This is a genomic window from Desulforamulus ruminis DSM 2154 (assembly GCF_000215085.1).
GTDB lineage: Bacteria > Bacillota > Desulfotomaculia > Desulfotomaculales > Desulfotomaculaceae > Desulfotomaculum > Desulfotomaculum ruminis.
On the sequence record NC_015589.1, the window covers coordinates 731,253 to 748,595 of the forward strand.

Below are 17,343 nucleotides of genomic sequence, written 5' to 3' on the forward strand. Positions count from 1 at the left end.
TGTTTATATCGTAGCTGTCCCGATCATATTCTTTATTCTTAAGATCCGAAGTATCAAGGAAAGATAACAATTAATAACACCTCCAAAAATATTATTACCTTGAAGAAAGTTACATATACTGAATTAACTGGAGGTGGGAGATTTGGACTTTAGCTTGATAAAAATACCAAAAGACATGGAAGAGGTTCTGAATATTATCTACCTTAAGGCGAAAAAGCTCAACCCCGGCCTTACAGAGAGTCTTTTCCTCCAACGTATTTTAGAAGAGTGGTTAGAGCCATATAAACGTGAAACTAGTGGATCTAATCAGCTTCCCAGAAGTAAGGTAGTTTTACGAAATAAAGTTAAAGCAGCACTTGAATTTTATGGAAAGGCACAAAAACAGGTTGCAAGAGATGTAGGGATTGACCGATCATATCTTTGCCAGATCGCTAATAATGCCCCCCATGACTTATCTGTCAAAATTGCTTTTCTTATAGCTGACTCAATAGGATACCCTAAAGAAAAATTTAGAGAACTGTTTTATTTGGAGTCTGCTGAACAGGAATAACTTACCTGACAGCAGATTTATTTATTTTGTTATATTGGACAGCTTTTAAGGCATATGAAAATATTAAACCTTTAGGTTGAAAATTTTCAACATATAGGAGGTGATAAGAATAAGAATGCGGCAGACCAACACCTTGGGTGAGGCTCTAGAAACCTTAAAATTAATTTGGAGACACCGGGAAGGTTTTAAATTCGGTGGTCGGCAGATAAATCAATTAAAGCTTTTTAAATGGCAGGTTGATCTGGAAAATAAAATTCCTGCTGCGGTACTTGATACAATTGACGTCCTTTATCCGGAGGGGAAACCACGGCCACTGTTGACAAAGAAAAATAGAATAGCCACAGGTTGGCACATGATTTTTACCCTACAGCCGGGAGTAACCTTCTCCGGAATATTAAGGCAGACAGAATTTTTCTCTGATGCTTGCCGGGCTCACGTAAGTATAGAGCTTAAGGGGGGGTTCATCCATATGACTGTCCATGATGCAAAGGTGGAAACATACTACCCCTACCTTTGGGACCCTACGCCTTATTTAGAAAAAATGGATTTACCCATTCCCATTGGCTACGGCCCTACCGGTCAGTTGAAAGTCATTGACCTGGCGGATCTTCCACATATGAGGGTTGGGGGTACTACCTTCACTGGAAAGAGCAATTTTCTTCATAACCTGTTTATCTCGCTGGCAAAATTGCCCTATGTCCGTCTGGCAGTTATTGATTTAGCTCTACTGGAATTTAGCTACTCCAGGGGATTTGCTGCATTTGCAACTGAAACAATCACAGCTTTAAGACTTTTAACTGCTTTGGAAAAGGAAATGCATCGTCGGCGACAGGTTCTTGAGGCAGTTGGAGTGGAGAAAATTCAGGAGTACCATTCTCTCATGGGTGAGGAGAGTAAATATGATCTGCCCTATATCATTTTACTGATAGACGAATTCGCCTTCATGAATCCGGACAGTACCCCGGAGACAGGAGAAAAAGAAATCCGGAGACAGTGCCAGTCCATTTGTGCAAACCTTGCGGCCCTGGCGAGAAAAGTAGGTATTCACTTGATTCTTGCCATGCAGCGACCGGATATGAAAATCCTACCCGGCCAGTTAAAGGCAAATCTACCTGGAGCACTTTCCTTTAAAACCATTGATGACGTTAACTCTCAAATTATATTGGATAATAACGCAGCTGCAAACCTTCCGGATATTAAGGGCCGGGCTATTTGGCAGGTTGGGAACCGGCAGCAAGAAGTACAGGTAATGCATCTGCCGTTGAAAAAGGCAAGAATGATTCTAAATCAGCTTCGAGGGGTGAGGGATTCTGGGGAATGGATTAACTACGAGGCAAAAAGGCTCCCTCCGTCGAAAAGCTCAAGAAAGGCTTCTAAAACTCTATAAGTTAAAAAGGGTTAAACGGTGTCGATACTCTTTGACTGAGCCATATTGCTACTTTACAGGACAGCGTTATGGCCAATTAGAACATCTTTTAGATTTAAACTGGGTTTATGTATGGCTAATAAATAAATTAAAATCCTGGGAGCAAATGCACTGTTTTCAATACGAGCTGCCATTAAAGATCCTGCAACCGGACGCTTTATGTGGAATATGGAACACCATTACCAAACGTATGAAATTTTATTTTCTAGAGATGGATCGCAGCAAGAATCATTTTGATAAAGTTGAAAAATATAATCGTTGGTACGAAGCGGATGGATATATCGGTCAGTGGTGGTTGGATCAAACAGACCGGTTCCCGGTTATTCTGGTTGTCACACTTACTACCAGGCGTAAGGAAAAAATCATGGAAAAGATCGCAAAGGAAAACACGAATGGCCTGGAATTTAAGGTAATGTTATTAAGTGAAATAAAGGGGGGGCGCTATGATAATAACTGGTTTTTATGTGAGGGCCAATAAATCCAGGATAATAAATAAAAGTAAAGTTAAAGACCTGATTAGGTTTTGCGGAACAGCACTGATAGCTGTCAATACAGCAGTGATCGGTAGCCCGAATCAGGTTATGGCCAGTACCGGCACTGACGTGATTGGCCGGATAGCCGGCACGACCTTTGGCCCTGGAGGCCCTGGGACGCTAATTATTAGCCTGCTATTGATCGCTTTGGTTGGCTGGTTGTCCGGATATATCGCTCAGGCGTGTGGAAAAGGCCAGGTTGCCGGTATGATCCATGTAACCACCGTTTTCTCATGTATTGCTTTGGTGGCGGAATCAGCATTAAAAGCACTTGGGTCACTAACAAAGTTTTTAGGATAGCCCTTCGGGGCTTTTTCTTTTTATAACACAATAGTGTGAATTAGACTTCCATGCGTTAAGTCGTACGTTGATCCATACGTTAACCCATACGTGCAAACAGGTAGTTTTGTTTGTCCAAGGCCATCAAATTACTAAAACAATCGAGAAGGTTAGGAAGAGGCTGAGGGCAGTGGATAGGGGATAGGGGATAGGGATTGACAGGATATTAAGTTGTCTGCTAAAATTTGGTTACAGGGAAAGAACCTGTATCCGTTTCTCACCCATTGTGGTGACTTGACTCCTGAAATGGAGTGTACCGTTTGCCAGTTGGCATTTGCGGCAAAATTGCCGAGTGTAACTATTAGGTTACACCCTTCCGTGGCAGAAGGAATTTTAAAGCCATAAGTTGCAATAAATTATTTGAAAGAATTTAAAGACCTTTTATAGGTCTTTTTGTGTTTAAATTAAGGAAGTATACCGGGTTATCCCTGGTTCATATATTAGGCTTTCTACGGCCACTGCGAGTTGTACGAGACGAATTTCCTGGACAGCTTTGCAGTGGCCGTTTTTTGCTTAGGAAAGAAAACAAATGGTTATGCCCACCTAACGGGTAGAAAGGAGAGTAAAGAATGATTATGTTCAAAATCAAGGGCAAATACCCGGGTCAACCCTGTGAGGACTTCGACGAGTTCGAGACAATGGCGGAAGCGGTTTCCATGCTTAGGGAGTACCGGATGGCCTTTGGCTCCGGATGGTAGCTCAAGATCACCAGGTAGCTCTACCGACTATGGAAAAGATTACGAAATAAAAGCTTCTTATTAGAGGATTGCTGCCCACTCCTTGGGCAGCAATCAACATACTAAAGCATGCATAGTCTCAATACTTAATCTTTATCATTGATCTAAGCATGTTTTAGTATGTTGAATGACTGTCTTCTTAGCCTTACAAAATCAAGCGTAACTTGGAAATGGTTAGCTAGTTCGACATCCTCCAATGTTTGTAATTCTAAGAACTCATTCTCTGGTATTAGAAAGTTTATAGCCCATATCTTGGCTTTGAGTTCATCTATACTTACATTCAATAAATCTGCCAGGCTTTCAGTTCCTGTTAATATATTTGATTTGGCCTCGGTAAAGTGATGGCCAACTTCTTCTGCCAGGGAACAGAGAAGCTTAATTGGGTCCAATTTCAGATTGGTGTTTAAAAGAATAAAATACTCAGGATCTTTTCACATAATAAAACCCATTTTGGTTCTTTTTGAAGGGATAGTAATAAATGTAAATTCCCTCTTTTTTTGCAATTGAGAATAAAGTAGATAGTCTTGTATCCAATATCAGATCCTCAATCCATGATACATTTAAAAACATTAATGTCAGATAATTGAAATGGGCTAAAAATTAGGAAAACCACCTAATCGGTGGTAATGTACTATTTTTCTTGATCTTTCTTTTTTTGTGCCATCGCAGCCTCTATAGCCTTTTGAATGTCTTCACCCTCTTCAAGGGTAGGTATATGAAAAAAACGCTCACCTTCGTAGCTGGCTGCAAGGACTTCATTGTCTTCTTTAGTCATGACATCCTCAGAGGGAAGGATATCTCTAAGGACTTCTAGTATCTGAATTCTTTCTTCCAAGGATATGGGTTTGCCAGCGAGAGTAATCGGTTCTTTGGAATTAAATAAGTCTAGGATCTCGCGACTTAAAGTTTTTGTAGTACTCCGTTTTAGAAGCTGATTAACCTTCGAAAACTCAGTAACAATATTTTTCACTAGATCTACTTGCGTAGAATATAGATTCTGAATTTCTGATATTAAAGGTTCTAAATTGACTGACTTTGTTTGTTTATTATTAGATTCATCAAAGAAATCAGATATAGTAATATCCAACACTCCGCAGATACGAGACAGAACATCTACGGTCGGCTGACTTTTACCTTGTTCGATATCTCTCAGATAAGATTGAGAAACACAAGATAATTTTGCAAGTTTGTTAGTGGAATATCCCTTTTTTTCTCTTAAATAAATAATCTTAGATGCAATATCCATAAAAACCACCAATTTACTTTATCGACATACCGTTATTTTACCACAAAAAATCCATGCCAAATTAGCGACATACCATTGATTAATTATAGGTATACCGATAAAATGATATGAGGGGGGTGACTGTATGCACTTAATAAAGGAACATAGAAAAAGCCTAGGTTGGACTCAAACTAAACTTGCACAAGCTTCAGGAGTATCACAAACATATATAAGCGAGATTGAGGCTGGAAAGTTTCAACCCACAGTTAAGATAATGCAAAAGCTTGCTGCTAGCATGGGCATAACTGTCTCTGAGCTACTAGGAGAAAAGATGCCCCTTAAGGCAGCTGGCGAATAGAAATAAGTTTCAATCAACAAATTCTATCATAAAAATATAGATAGATTTGTAAAAAAATGTCGTTTGTAAATGATTTTACATTTAGTACTGTAAAATGAGCAACCGTCGTCTGGCAGTAGGTCATTGGGAGGGGGTAGTGGTTCAATGAAAATAATTCTGGAGAATGAGATGGAGAGGAAGGCATGGGATATCCTCCTTGAAGCCCATCATAAATGGGAAAAGAACCATTACAAGGAAGAAACGGACCAGATGATTGCGAAGGAGGCAGGGAAAAGGCTGTCCGAGGATTACGGTCCCGATGGACTGGATGTTATGGGAGTCTCTGAGGCGATGTATGTAAGTCGGTTATCATCCGAGTTAATGTCACAAGGAATTTCATACAAGTTTATCATAAAAAAAACCAAAAGTTTGTCAAACTCGGTCCGCGTTCAATATCGTTGATAAACGAGAGAGCAACACCGGATTTCCTAGATAATGCACTTCGGCTAATACCATTTTTTTCTCGCAATTTCGATAATACGTTTACCGACTTCCATCTTCATCCTCTGGAGGGAGAATGGTGGTATTCAACGCCTTTAATAACTGAACTCTTTCTTCCAATGTTATAGGTCTACCGGCAACGGTAAGAGTAGCATATTTTCTCTCAAGTAAATCTAAAAGTTCTATAATATCGGTTTTGTTAGTCCATAGTGTAGTTTTATTAACTCTGACGATCTCTTTCATAACAGAATTAATTAATTGCAATTGATCACTCGTCAATTTTTGTGCCAAGCTATTTAACTGATTGAAATTATTATTTATAGGAAGTTCTTCTTTTCCTTTATTAGAAAAAAACTCTTCAAAGGTTATACCTAGTACAGAACAAATTTTAGAAAGCACCTCTAATTTCGGCAACCTTTTGCCTAATTCAATCAAGCTAATAAAACCTTGAGTTACACCAGATTCATTGGCCAGTCTATTTCTACTATAATTTTTAGCCTCTCTGAACTTTGTAAGGCGAGAGCCAATATCTTTTTTGAGTGTTGTAAGGCTGGAATCAATATCCATTAAGAATTAACCCTTTCAAACCATATTACTATAAGTATTATAACAAATAAGATTATCAACAAAAATTATTACTTGAAGTATTGATATATATTACTTGGTGTAATATACTTAAAGACAGTAGGAGGTGTGTTTCTCAATGAAGCTTGATCTTAAAAAGTTACGTGAAGCAGCCGGGCTCTCCCAATCTGAACTTGCAAATAGGGTTGGTGTTACTCAAGGATATATTAGTCATATTGAAAAAAACTTAAGAGCTCCTGCGTTAAAGATTTTGGACGCGCTTGCCCGGGAACTAAATGTTCATCCTACTGAATTAATCGTAAAAGAGACTTCCAATAGAGCTGTAGGAGAGTAAACTATATTTTTTGACGATTTATTAAGTTTATCATAAAAGAAATCCAACTCATGTCAAATAGCGTCGAAGATGGGAAGACTCAATAACTGGAGGTGAAATTATGGCTAAAAAAATCACTATATCAAACCAAAAAGGGGGGACTGCAAAAACCACCAGTGCCCTTAACCTGGGGGCCTGCTTGGCTGAGAAAGGCAAACAAGTTCTGTTGGTGGATTTTGACCCACAGGCCAACTTAACCCGAGGTCTGGGCATAATCCTAAAGGATGATGAACCTGGAATAGATGAGTTTTTGAAGGAAGAATGCGAACATGAAGAAGCAATCCAAAATACAGAAATTGAAAAACTGTCTATTATACCCTCCCGCATTGATCTAGCTGGGGTTGAAGAGAACTTCTTAAGGGAACCTGGTCGTGAACAGCAGCTAAGAGTCGTCTTGGGCGATATTCAGGACCAATATGATTACATATTAATTGACCCACCGCCATCCTTGGGGCGACTTATGATGAATGCCCTAACTGCAGCCGACCAAGTGATTATTCCAGTGCCTGCCCAAATATATGCTGTAGAGGGACTGCAGCTACTTTTGGAAACCATCGACAGTGTTAGGGCCAGGGTAAACCCCTATCTGGAAGATTGGGCTATCTTACATACCTTAATTGATTATAGGCGGAAAGAGGATCGGTTGATCATGCAGATGATTAAGGCGCGGTATGGAGCAAAGGTTCTAAATAGTGCTATTCGCGTAAACGCCAGGATTCCGGAGGCATCAAGAAAAGGCCAAGCTATTACCCAGTATGCTAAAAACTCTGTTGGAGAGAAGGAATATAGTAGTTGCGCGGAGGAACTGCTAAAAATTTACGAAGGAGTGGCATGATATGGCGACCCGGGGAACGAGCCATGTAGTGGATATGTTTTTGACCGGGACAGGGAAGCAAGAGAGAGGCAATTTAAGAAGAACCCGAATTTTGGAGCTTCCTATCGATTCGATCACTCCGAACCCGGATCAGCCAAGAAAAAAATTTAATTTAGTCCAAATAATGGAATTGGCTGAGTCAATAAAAGAGCATGGAATCTTGCAGCCCATCGGAGTCCGAAAAGTTGAAACCGGACATCAGATTGTATATGGAGAACGCAGGTGGCGGGCGGCTGCGGTGGCCGGGATGGAAACAGTCCCTATCGTTATAGTTCCCGAGGATGCAGATATACGAACAATTGCCATGATTGAAAATCTTCACCGTCAGGATCTTTCGGCCATAGAAAAAGCCATGGCAATAAAAGAGATGATGCAGGCGGAGAAGCTAAGCATGGAGGCGGTTGGCCAAAAACTGGGACTAGGGAAAACCCGGGTTCATCAGCTGCTTAATATTCTAAAACTTCCTGAGGAATTGCTGGCGGAATTCTGCAGGGCGAATATGAATGAAACCCATGCGAGGGGTTTGTTAGCACTTAAAAAATTCCCTGATGCCCAAAAGGAGCTTTTTCAAAAAATTATCGACCAGGATCTTGCCGGGAACCAGGCTCTGATCTGGGCAGAAAACTATCTTAAAAAACTACCGTCGAAAACCCCGGTTAGTGATATGGTGAGTAAGTCCTTAAATAAACTTGCCAAAATCGAAAAACGATGGCTAAAGATAACTAACGAGGAAAGGGAACGCTATATAAAAGAATTGTTGCCCTTAAAAGAAAAAATAGATTATTTATTAGGTAATTCTTAATATACCTGCCTGATGAGCCTGGGTCGTGCCCAGGCGAAACCGGGCCAACTGGTCGCAGGAAACGAATATCTTAGAAATGGGGTGCTTTCTTTGAAAGCGGAACAGCAGTCCATATGTCCTCCCTATGCCCAAAAGATGAAAGACGATTATGAGGGCGAACCCAACGAAGGCAAAAAAGGAAATATAAGGAAAAGGAATGAAACAATACTAGCCGTTGCCAGATTGCTCATTCAGGATTGCTTAATAAAGCGAAGCGACATGGCAGATGTTTGTGGAGTTAGCCCTCAAGAAATTTCATCCGCATTAAAAAAACTTCAAAAAACAGTTAACGATGGGCATACCATTATCGGGCTAAACAACGCAGAACTAGAACTCCTTATAAACAGCCTGGAAAAAAGAAGGCGTGAGGAGGAAGCCCCAACAATAAAGATTGCAAAGCTACTTATTGAGGACTTTTTGATGGATCGCAGCAAAATCGCTGCTATCTGCGGAATAACGCCCCAAAAGGTATCCACAAACATAAAAAAGGTCAAAACAATGATGATGAGGGAAGATCCTTCTGCACTAAAACAGCTGGATATAGAAAGATTAAAAGCAAATATTGAGCTGCGAGAAGTATATCAGAAGAGTTTGCAAGATGAGCTTTTAAGAAATGTCGCTCGAATATTATTAAAAAATTACCGGATTACTGGTAAAGAAATTGCACAGGAACTAAATATAAAGGAGCCGAATGTAAGTAGCGCAATCAAAAAAATTAAAATTAAGATCGGCTATCAAGAAACTGGTGCTGAAGAAAAATTAACTGAAGCCCCCGGGATCATAGGGTTAACATCCGAAGAAAACGCGCAGTTACTCCGACTAATTATAAATAGAGAGAAAGAAGCATTGCGGGAGAAGGAGCTGCGTCAAAAAGAAATAGCATTGGCAAAGGCGAGCCGAGAGAGCATGAAGGATATTGTCAGGCAAGCGAAGAGAAAGGCCAGTAAGAAGCCCGCGACAATTAGTGACATCGGCTTGGCAGAATGGAATGTAATGAGCTATGATGCGAAATCTGGCAAATTAGATTACGGGTATATTTTTAAAGGGTGGAAAGAGCAGATATATTCTCCCTCAAAAGATGACAAAGTAAAGACTATTGCTCCGGGACTACCAAGGGATTTTCCGAAACGCTTACCCAAAAATGAAATGTCAATACAACAGGACCATAAGATAGATCCTTCTTATTTAATACCTTCAAAAGCCTCGGGGACAGTAGCTGGTAGAAAACGTATCAATGGCATGAGGCTTACTTAGAGAAACAAGTCGGGCTCCGGGAGGAGCGACGTGTACTGTGAGGAGAATTTTAATGAAAAGAATTTTCAAATATGAATTGGAAGTTGCGGGTTTTCAAGTAGTAAACATCCAAAGTGAAGCTATACTAAGTGTTCAGGAACAAAATGAAAAAATTGTGGTTTATGCCTTAGTAGACACCGATCTACCTCCAAACAAATATGAATTTGGAATAATTGGTACTGGGCACCCGATTACATTTGATATAAATAAATTTTGTTTCCTGGGTACTGTAAAAATGTATGGCGGCGGTTTGATGTTTCACGTCTTTTATAGAAAACTAGAATAGCGTTGTGTCATACTTCAACTGAGAGTTCACCACGTAAAAATCGTCTACTAAGGTCGGCGATTTTTATTTTGTAAGGGAAATAAATCCCCTGCAATCTTAATATGCTATGAAAAAGACTTTCTAAGTAAAAATGGGAGTGAGTGATTTTATGGAAAAGAAAATAAATGAAGAAATGGAAGGATACCCTGAAAATATTAAGGTTGCAGTAGGGGAACATCTTAAGAAACATAATAACTCTAAAATAATTCACACTTCTAAAACAGAAGCAAGGATTTATAAAGATCAATCAAAGGGAGTAACTACCTATAAGGTTTTCGTGGAAGATGGCCATTCTTATATTGTGTTTAAGTGTAGTGAAAATTTTCTCCCGGATTTCGAGGAAGTTATGAAAAATACCATGACTAAAGATGAAATCAATGTGTTTTTAGATCATTCACTGGAGTTTGAGAATTTTACTACTGTTCAACAAGTAGCTAAAAAGCTAGATAAAATCAAACAGTTAGCGTCTATGGCTAAGAAGGATAACCATCCTGAATCTTACATCGAATGGGAGTTAAAAAATATTCTAAAAGGTAAAGAATCAATTGCAGATCGATAGTGCGTAGCCCTTTAACGTGTTACTAAGGGATAAAGGTGGGGTGTTTTGGGGATTATTGAACCGGCCTAGCTACTAGTAGTCTTCATACATACGGCGCCATGTAAAAATCGTCGACTAAGGTCGGCGATTTTTTTTGTAAGGGCAATTAACAATATATCGGCAACCTTAATATCCTATGGTAAAGATTTTTACGAAAATGGGGGTGATTTTTTTGGAAAAGAAAATAAAGGTAGAGATACCCGATACAGTTTACGAAAAGATTGTGCACTCTCTCATAAAATCTGTTCAAAACAAGCAAAAGCAAGTTCCTTTAGTACGAAGCCAAAAGATAAGTGGGTAAAACCCACCCTTTTTTGATTATATATGTGATGAGGGTGAGGATATCTTATGCATTTAACGCCGCAAGTTCCCGACCTTTCATTTTTGGTAAATACAGCGGGCATTGCCCCACCTTTGTTTTTACCGCCGCAAGTTTCAACCCGGTTGGAAACATATAAAGATCCAAAGGAAACATTAGACGAGAAAAACATTCCTGTTGGTGGATATATTAGGATATCGACCAGAAAGGACAGCCAAAAAAAAAGTATAGAAAACCAAAAGAAGTACATTTTACAGTGGGCCGAAATGAACGGCTATAATATCGTTCGTTTCTATATTGATGTGAAATCCGGAGAGTATATGTACCTGCGGAATGATATGATGCAGATGTACGAAGACGTCAAATCAGGAGTTATTAAAGGCCTGATTTGTAAAGAGATATCTAGGACATCTAGGGATGTAATGGATATCTTAGAATTAAAAAGAACCTTGGTTGGGTATGGGGCTTTTTTTTTATCGATAAAAGAAAACTATGATAGTAGAACAGATGATGATGAATTCCTGCTTATTATTTATGCGGCATTAGCTCAGAAGGAGCGAAAAACAACTAGTTCCAGAGTAAAAATCACCCAGGTGTTAAAGGCTAAGGAGGGGAAAACCAATGTACCCCTCCCAGCCTTCGGATACATGCTCTCCGAAGACAAACAGTACTTGGTAAAGAATCCCAAGACAGCCCCGATCTATCTTGAGATTGTCAATAAATTTCTAGATGGATGGGGTCAATTAAAAATTGCAAAGTGGTTGAATGCCAATAATATTCCTACCAGAAGGAAAGGCAAATGGTCCACAAACGCAGTAAAGACTGTACTGAGTAACCCGGTTTATCTAGGGATCACAATTTATAATGCTACAACTTTGATTAGAGATCCTCAGGGAAAACAGAAAAGGGTAGTTAGACCCCTGGAGGAATGGATAATTAGAGAGGACACTCATGAAGCCTTAATAACCCTAGAAGTGTTTGAAAAAATTCGATCTCTCATGAAAATGAGATCTGAAAAACATAAGCATGAGTGGAACTGCGACAAGAAATACCTTGGATCTGGTATCCTTCGGTGTGCTGTTTGCAAAGGGAAAATCTATGGCACCCGATTTGAAAAGAAGAAAAACAATAAAAATAAGCCTAAAGAGAAAGAGTATTTCTATCGATATCGATGTGCAGGAAGTAATGGAAAATGTGATAGTATAAAATACTGGCATATGGATATGATTGATCAAAATCTTATGTCTTTTATTAGCACAATATTTTCCGATAAAGAAAGGCTATTCACTTTCATAAAAAGAAATATTGATTTATATACCAAAAACTTCGATGAGTTAGTTAAAAAGAGAGAAGAATTGAGGAAAAAATTAGAAAAAAATGCTCATGCCGTTAGAAAACAGCAAATTGCCTATGAAGGAGATCTTATAAACGACGGGGAATACAAGGAAAGAATATATGAGCTAAGAGTAGAGAAGACGATACTGCAGAAGCAAATTGATGATCTGAATAGATCCCTTGAAAAAGTAGATTTACTTGAGGAAAAATGTCTAAAAATTTACAATGAAGTGAATTCAGCATTGCAAAACCTAATTGACTTACCTTTTGAAGATCAAGTGAACCTGATTAATAATTTTTCTGCTATTTACATCGATAAAAATGGGGAGATTGTTGATATAGAGTTCGACTGACGACCACGACGACAAAAGAATAAATCCGGTCCGCCGTATTGGGTGATAACGTATTTGGCCATGCGGGGGTCGGGACCGGAAACTCTTACCGGGATCTCCAGCTTCTTTTCATAAATCCACATCGCTACAAGTCCTTTCCTTTAATATTTAATTTCCCAGGGCCAGGGACTATCGATCCATTTCCAGCAATTCTGCGGGTTGGGAGAAAAACCGAAGTTTAATAAGGGGCCGTAGATCTGCTCATAATTTCTTACACAATTCATTAATTCCTGGTGTATCTGATTGTACATAGCCAGGGCCTGTTGGTCATTGGGGTGGGTATCTAAAAATAAATTTAGTTCCACCGCCGCAAATTCCAATTGCTGTATTTGCAGGAGCATTTGCGCTTGTTGTCTGTTATCCACAATACTCACCTCCGTTAGTAGGGACAGGGTCGATATAAATCAGGAAAGAGAGTTCCCCTTTTTAATGCCTCGGAGCAATTAAATACAGCCCCAAACTGCTGAATAGGCACATAGGCACGGGCTAATTCCAATCCGGGCTGCATTCCGGGGTAACAACCGGGTCCCATGCCTGGCATCGGTTGCACAAAGGGACCGGGCATTCCCGGGGGCATCATTCCTTGTTTGCCCGGGGCAGGACCCATCAGGGGGACTGCCTGCAGCGGTTGTTCCTGGTGTTTATCTCTTGTAAACAAAGGGCATACCTCCAAATTCATTGGAATTGTATTTTACAACAATCTATGGTAACAAATGGAAAAATGTTCCGGAAAGGCGGTTTTTTTCTAGGGGGACACCTGCATTTTTAATTTATGCATCCATTGAGCTGCCGTTAATTGTAGAAAAATTGGGTAAACTAAATTCGTATTGGAGAAGGGTATTTGGTCCGGGGGGAGTAATATCTTCATAATTAAACACAGGATCAATATGGAGGGAGGGAGCAAGTATGGTGCGGTATCAGGATTTTGATTGGCGGGAGCAAATGAAAATAAAAGTAGACTTTAATCATATGATGAGTGATTTTTTGGGTTCCCGGGAAGGGTTTTCCCCGGAGGATATGCAGGGACTGGCGGATCGCGTTGGTCAAGCTCACGGGAGTATGGCAGAAAAGAAAAACAACGGTGGAATGGATTGGCGCCGCCTGCCCTTTACCCCGGGGCATATCCTGGAAGAAATTTTAAAAGTTGCCCAAAACCTCCGCAAGGAATTCGAAACCTTTGTACTCTTGGGAATCGGCGGTTCCGCTTTGGGGCCACTGGCTGTACAAACGGCTTTGAACCATCTTCACTATAATGAATTACCCCGGGAAAAGCGGGGAGGACCTAAAATATATATATTGGATAATGTGGATCCTGAACGGGTAAGGGCGCTCCTGGATGTGATCGATCCGGCAACAACGGTTTTTAACGTGGTCAGTAAATCCGGCAGTACTTCCGAAACCATGGCCCAGTTTATGATTGTTCAACAATGGCTCCAAGAAAAGGTGGGGAACCAATATGCCCGGCATATCATTGCCACCACCGACCGGGAACGGGGGAACCTGATTAAAATTGCTCAAAAGGAAGGGTATACCACTTTCTATGTCCCCTCCGGAGTGGGAGGACGGTATTCTGAATTGTCACCGGTAGGCTTGCTGCCGGCAGCCGTGGCCGGTATTGATATTAAGGAAATGCTGGCTGGGGCCGCCTATATGGATCAGTTGTGCGAGGAAGGAAATGTATGGGCCAATCCTGCTTATCTATTGGCTGTACTGCAGTATTTGGCCATGGGCAGGGGTAAAAATATTTCAGTTATGATGCCCTATGCGAACTCATTAAAATATTTTGCCGACTGGTACGCCCAATTGTGGGCCGAGAGCCTAGGCAAACGTTTTAACCTGAGGGGCGAAGAGGTTTTTATGGGGCAAACACCGGTAAAGGCCCTGGGCGCCACCGACCAGCATTCCCAGGTACAGTTATATACCGAGGGTCCCTTTGACAAAGTGGTTGGCTTTTTAGCGGTGGAAGAATACCGGCAGGAAGTAGCCATTCCCAAAACATTTGAGGAAATACCGGGCATTGCCTTTTTAGGGGGACATACCCTGGGAGAATTAATCAAGGCGGAGCAAATGGCCACCGAATATGCCCTGCTGAAGGCGCAAAGATTAAATTACACCATTCTTCTGCCCGAGGTTAACGCCTTTACTGTGGGACAATTAATCCAGTTGCTGGAAATCCAAACGGCATTTTTAGGAGAACTCCTCAATATTAATGCTTTTGACCAACCCGGAGTGGAGGAAGGGAAAAATGCCACCTACGCTTTGCTGGGTCGGCCAGGATATGAAGAAAAAAGAATGGAACTGGAATCCCGTCCGGCCAAGAAAAAAGAATTTATTATTTAGCATCTGCGAATTAAAATGAAGGCCTTAGAGGAAAATTAAAAGCAATAAAATGCCGGAAAGGACCGGGATTGTTTTTTTAAACAGATGCAGAAGGAGGAATAGCATTGCAGCGTTTACCGGAGCAGGATATTTATATCTATAAAACCCCCGGAGAAGAAGTTCACAAAATTCTGGTGGGGGATATGGACGGCAAGCGTTTAAAGGCCCTTTCCAAGATTGAAACGGCCAACGGTGTACTTTTTTATAAAATTATTTCGGAAGATGTCCACAAAAACACAGAAATAGTAAGCGAAGGACAAGGGAGTCCAGAGGATTTTGCAAGGGAGCTCAAAAAATGGGAACAAAAATTACTGGAGCCTCTTGGCGAATCCTGGAGAGAGGTTCAGCCCAAATATGTGTCCAACCTCGATTCTAGCCACTCCTGCCCTCATCGTCTATAGTTGAAACGGCAGTGTTGCCAAACTACTTTATTATTAGCGCGCTAAAGAACAGGCAAATAATACAACGAACAACCGGCTATTAGGAATAGAACACGGATTGAACGGATGATACGGATTTGCGCGGATTTTAAATATAAATTTAAAAATCCGTGAGAATCAGAAATCCGTATCCTCCGTGTTCTATTATTTTTTGTTTTTAGAAAGGAGGGGCGACACAGTAGGAATCTTTCCGGGTTCTTTTGGCAACCGCCCAGCCAGAGTTTTCTCTGCAATAAAATCTTAAGCAACCTGTAATGTCTTTGGCCATAAGATATTGTATAATAACCAAAAGCAGTGGAGGTGGGTCCCACGATACCATTGAAGGATGATATACCGTCAAGGCGGTTTCCCATTGTTACGGTTGCCATTATTTTTTTAAATACTCTGGTTTGGATTTATGAAGTTTCTTTAGGGCCTTATATGGATCATTTAATTTATGCCTTTGGCGCCACACCTTCTGAGCTTTTCCACTATACGCTGCCAGGTCAATTGTTTATATTAACTTCAGCCATGTTCTTGCATGGGGGCTGGATGCATTTTTTAGGTAACATGTTGTATTTATGGGTTTTCGGGGACAATGTTGAGGATCGCCTGGGAAGGTTTCGCTTTCTTCTTTTCTATTTGCTTACAGGGTATATCGCCACCCTGGCGCATGTTTGGAGCGACCCCGCTTCACCGGTTCCTTTAATTGGAGCCAGTGGTGCCATTGCCGGGGTTCTGGGAGGATATTTTGTTTTATTTCCCCGGGCCAGGGTATTAACATTGCTGCCCATCTTTATTTTTATTTCCTTTGTCCATATACCGGCAGTGGTGTTCCTGGGAATCTGGTTTATTCTACAAATATTTAACCAGGCCATGAATTTGCAAGGGGCGCAGACAGTGGCCTTTTTAGCCCATATTGCCGGATTTGCTGCCGGAGCGCTGCTAATCCGGGTTTTCCAGAAGTACCGCTACTAACTGCGGTGGCGGTTTTTTATTCCCAGCGTGACCGGGTCATCCCCGAGAAGGAATGAACGTGTTCATCGGCGGTACAAGCCTCGGTCATACCGTCTAAAGTATGATAGTGCTCATTTTCCGATAGCCAAATGGGTGGCCCGGTAATTCCTTTCACCCGGTGGCTGTGCATAAACAGGAAAGAACAGTGAGTTACATGAATTTCATGAATGTGGCCAAGTCCGGAACATTCCGGTAAAAGAATCTCCGGCCCGGTGACTCCTGAAAAACTATGTTCATGTCCATTGGTTAAAACGGTGGAGCCGATAAAAATATGTTCGTGAAATGGCGCCCGGTTGGGTATAATAGCGGACACAATTCCTTCCCCCTTCCTAACTTATGGTATGCTAAGAAAATGTTTCCTGTTACTCATGCCTCCTCTTCCAATAAAGCAGCGAATATTGTTGGATTGGGAAGGTTATACGAAAGCCTTGGCGAATATATACGAAAGCGTAGATTATTGTTGCAGGAGATGTCATCATGCTCATTCGCAAAGCTAAAATATCCGATGTTGAAGAGATTCATAAACTTATTAGTCATTATGCCGCCGAAGGCCAGATGTTGGCCCGGGCCCGGGCGGTTCTTTATGAAGGAATCCGGGAATTTTCGGTGATCGAGGTTGACGGCAAGCTGGTTGCAATGGGGGCTTTGCATGTTTTATGGAATGATCTGGCTGAGATTAGAGCGCTGGCCGTAGCGCCTGAATACATTCGTCGGGGTTTTGGCCGGGCTTTGGTGGAAACCTTTCTTGAGGAGGCCAGAAGTCTGGAAATGCCCAGAGTGTTTGCCCTTACCTATAAACCGGAGTTTTTTGTCAAGTGTGGTTTCCATAACGTGGAGAAGGACAATCTGCCCCAAAAGGTTTGGATGGAATGTGTAAATTGTCCGCAATTTCCTAATTGTGAGGAAAGTGCGGTCATTATAGATCTGGAATAAAAAGGAGGCATG

At 41.0% G+C, this 17,343-nt stretch carries 25 protein-coding genes and 1 pseudogene; 18 read left to right on the plus strand and 8 right to left on the minus strand.

Annotated elements, in window-relative coordinates:
• Positions 1 to 142: 142 nt before the first annotated feature.
• From DESRU_RS03615 to DESRU_RS21425, 5 genes are all read left to right on the plus strand, one after another.
• Positions 143 to 550, plus strand: a complete 408-nt coding sequence (locus DESRU_RS03615) for a helix-turn-helix transcriptional regulator (protein ID WP_013840766.1) — start codon at positions 143 to 145, stop codon at positions 548 to 550.
• Between the two features lie 469 nt (positions 551 to 1,019).
• Positions 1,020 to 1,937: an FtsK/SpoIIIE domain-containing protein gene (locus DESRU_RS03620; RefSeq protein WP_187290610.1), complete on the plus strand. Its 918-nt coding sequence runs from the start codon at positions 1,020 to 1,022 to the stop codon at positions 1,935 to 1,937.
• A gap of 250 nt (positions 1,938 to 2,187) precedes the next feature.
• Positions 2,188 to 2,454 carry a hypothetical protein gene (locus tag DESRU_RS03625; protein ID WP_187290611.1) on the plus strand — a complete coding sequence of 89 codons (267 nt, stop codon included), beginning with the start codon at positions 2,188 to 2,190 and terminating at the stop codon, positions 2,452 to 2,454.
• Positions 2,420 to 2,809 (plus strand): hypothetical protein, encoded by a 390-nt coding sequence (locus DESRU_RS03630; protein WP_013840769.1) that lies wholly within the window; start codon positions 2,420 to 2,422, stop codon positions 2,807 to 2,809. Before DESRU_RS03625 ends, DESRU_RS03630 begins: the two co-directional genes overlap by 35 nt.
• A 608-nt stretch (positions 2,810 to 3,417) precedes the next feature.
• A complete protein-coding gene (locus DESRU_RS21425) occupies positions 3,418 to 3,546 on the plus strand; it encodes a hypothetical protein (RefSeq protein ID WP_013840770.1) in 129 nt (42 codons plus the stop codon).
• 143 nt (positions 3,547 to 3,689) lie between these two features.
• Here DESRU_RS21425 and DESRU_RS03635 read toward each other — a convergent pair whose 3' ends face one another.
• Positions 3,690 to 3,998 (minus strand): ImmA/IrrE family metallo-endopeptidase, encoded by a 309-nt coding sequence (locus tag DESRU_RS03635; RefSeq protein ID WP_143758845.1) that lies wholly within the window; start codon positions 3,996 to 3,998, stop codon positions 3,690 to 3,692.
• Between the two features lie 218 nt (positions 3,999 to 4,216).
• Positions 4,217 to 4,831, minus strand: a complete 615-nt coding sequence (locus DESRU_RS03640; protein ID WP_013840771.1) for a helix-turn-helix domain-containing protein — start codon at positions 4,829 to 4,831, stop codon at positions 4,217 to 4,219.
• 124 nt (positions 4,832 to 4,955) lie between these two features.
• On the opposite strand from DESRU_RS03640, the gene DESRU_RS03645 reads away from it, so the two are divergent.
• Both DESRU_RS03645 and DESRU_RS20720 read left to right on the plus strand, forming a co-directional pair.
• Positions 4,956 to 5,168: a helix-turn-helix domain-containing protein gene (locus DESRU_RS03645; protein WP_013840772.1), complete on the plus strand. Its 213-nt coding sequence runs from the start codon at positions 4,956 to 4,958 to the stop codon at positions 5,166 to 5,168.
• A 144-nt stretch (positions 5,169 to 5,312) separates the two neighbouring features.
• Positions 5,313 to 5,609, plus strand: coding sequence for a hypothetical protein (locus tag DESRU_RS20720; RefSeq protein ID WP_013840773.1), 297 nt, complete (start codon positions 5,313 to 5,315; stop codon positions 5,607 to 5,609).
• Here the strand turns inward: DESRU_RS20720 and DESRU_RS21705 are convergent.
• Positions 5,557 to 5,676: a helix-turn-helix domain-containing protein gene (locus DESRU_RS21705; protein ID WP_081461973.1), complete on the minus strand. Its 120-nt coding sequence runs from the start codon at positions 5,674 to 5,676 to the stop codon at positions 5,557 to 5,559. The genes DESRU_RS20720 and DESRU_RS21705 overlap by 53 nt on opposite strands.
• Positions 5,677 to 5,690: 14 nt before the next feature.
• Positions 5,691 to 6,215: a helix-turn-helix domain-containing protein gene (locus DESRU_RS19725; protein WP_013840774.1), complete on the minus strand. Its 525-nt coding sequence runs from the start codon at positions 6,213 to 6,215 to the stop codon at positions 5,691 to 5,693.
• Between the two features lie 136 nt (positions 6,216 to 6,351).
• Between DESRU_RS19725 and DESRU_RS03660 the strand changes: the two genes are divergently transcribed.
• The 7 genes from DESRU_RS03660 to DESRU_RS03690 all read left to right on the plus strand — a co-directional run bounded on the left by DESRU_RS03660 (position 6,352) and on the right by DESRU_RS03690 (position 12,544).
• Entirely contained in the window at positions 6,352 to 6,567 is a 216-nt protein-coding gene (locus DESRU_RS03660) for a helix-turn-helix domain-containing protein (RefSeq protein WP_013840775.1), read from the plus strand.
• Positions 6,568 to 6,667: 100 nt separating this feature from the next.
• Positions 6,668 to 7,441 (plus strand): ParA family protein, encoded by a 774-nt coding sequence (locus tag DESRU_RS03665; protein WP_013840776.1) that lies wholly within the window; start codon positions 6,668 to 6,670, stop codon positions 7,439 to 7,441.
• 34 nt (positions 7,442 to 7,475) lie between these two features.
• Positions 7,476 to 8,282 (plus strand): ParB/RepB/Spo0J family partition protein, encoded by an 807-nt coding sequence (locus DESRU_RS03670; protein ID WP_238446416.1) that lies wholly within the window; start codon positions 7,476 to 7,478, stop codon positions 8,280 to 8,282.
• 90 nt (positions 8,283 to 8,372) lie between these two features.
• Positions 8,373 to 9,575: a hypothetical protein gene (locus tag DESRU_RS03675; RefSeq protein WP_041275283.1), complete on the plus strand. Its 1,203-nt coding sequence runs from the start codon at positions 8,373 to 8,375 to the stop codon at positions 9,573 to 9,575.
• Positions 9,576 to 9,627: 52 nt separating this feature from the next.
• Positions 9,628 to 9,900: a DUF7352 domain-containing protein gene (locus DESRU_RS03680; RefSeq protein ID WP_013840779.1), complete on the plus strand. Its 273-nt coding sequence runs from the start codon at positions 9,628 to 9,630 to the stop codon at positions 9,898 to 9,900.
• A 148-nt stretch (positions 9,901 to 10,048) separates the two neighbouring features.
• Positions 10,049 to 10,498 carry a hypothetical protein gene (locus tag DESRU_RS03685; protein ID WP_013840780.1) on the plus strand — a complete coding sequence of 150 codons (450 nt, stop codon included), beginning with the start codon at positions 10,049 to 10,051 and terminating at the stop codon, positions 10,496 to 10,498.
• Between the two features lie 387 nt (positions 10,499 to 10,885).
• On the plus strand, positions 10,886 to 12,544 hold the full coding sequence (locus tag DESRU_RS03690; RefSeq protein ID WP_013840781.1) for a recombinase family protein: 1,659 nt from the start codon (positions 10,886 to 10,888) through the stop codon (positions 12,542 to 12,544).
• Positions 12,545 to 12,567: 23 nt separating this feature from the next.
• Here DESRU_RS03690 and DESRU_RS20195 read toward each other — a convergent pair.
• The 3 genes and pseudogenes from DESRU_RS20195 to DESRU_RS03700 form a co-directional block, all read right to left on the minus strand.
• Positions 12,568 to 12,666 (minus strand): annotated as a pseudogene (locus DESRU_RS20195) (manganese catalase family protein); the annotation flags it as partial.
• 18 nt (positions 12,667 to 12,684) lie between these two features.
• Positions 12,685 to 12,948 (minus strand): spore coat protein CotJB, encoded by a 264-nt coding sequence (locus tag DESRU_RS03695; RefSeq protein WP_013840783.1) that lies wholly within the window; start codon positions 12,946 to 12,948, stop codon positions 12,685 to 12,687.
• A 14-nt stretch (positions 12,949 to 12,962) separates the two neighbouring features.
• Positions 12,963 to 13,241, minus strand: a complete 279-nt coding sequence (locus DESRU_RS03700; RefSeq protein ID WP_013840784.1) for a spore coat associated protein CotJA — start codon at positions 13,239 to 13,241, stop codon at positions 12,963 to 12,965.
• A 248-nt stretch (positions 13,242 to 13,489) separates the two neighbouring features.
• Here DESRU_RS03700 and DESRU_RS03705 point away from each other — a divergent pair, with 248 nt between their 5' ends.
• The 3 genes from DESRU_RS03705 to DESRU_RS03715 all read left to right on the plus strand — a co-directional run bounded on the left by DESRU_RS03705 (position 13,490) and on the right by DESRU_RS03715 (position 16,359).
• Complete coding sequence (locus DESRU_RS03705; RefSeq protein ID WP_013840785.1) at positions 13,490 to 14,923, plus strand: glucose-6-phosphate isomerase; 1,434 nt, start codon at positions 13,490 to 13,492, stop codon at positions 14,921 to 14,923.
• Between the two features lie 104 nt (positions 14,924 to 15,027).
• Positions 15,028 to 15,363 (plus strand): hypothetical protein, encoded by a 336-nt coding sequence (locus DESRU_RS03710; protein ID WP_013840786.1) that lies wholly within the window; start codon positions 15,028 to 15,030, stop codon positions 15,361 to 15,363.
• Between the two features lie 333 nt (positions 15,364 to 15,696).
• The gene (locus tag DESRU_RS03715) at positions 15,697 to 16,359 is read left to right on the plus strand and encodes a rhomboid family intramembrane serine protease (protein ID WP_420794898.1); all 663 of its coding nucleotides are present in this window, start codon (positions 15,697 to 15,699) and stop codon (positions 16,357 to 16,359) included.
• A 16-nt stretch (positions 16,360 to 16,375) separates the two neighbouring features.
• Here the strand turns inward: DESRU_RS03715 and DESRU_RS03720 are convergent, their stop codons facing one another.
• A complete protein-coding gene (locus DESRU_RS03720) occupies positions 16,376 to 16,711 on the minus strand; it encodes a YmaF family protein (RefSeq protein WP_013840788.1) in 336 nt (111 codons plus the stop codon).
• A 164-nt stretch (positions 16,712 to 16,875) separates the two neighbouring features.
• Here DESRU_RS03720 and DESRU_RS03725 point away from each other — a divergent pair, with 164 nt between their 5' ends.
• Entirely contained in the window at positions 16,876 to 17,331 is a 456-nt protein-coding gene (locus tag DESRU_RS03725; protein ID WP_013840789.1) for an N-acetyltransferase, read from the plus strand.
• Positions 17,332 to 17,343: the final 12 nt, after the last annotated feature.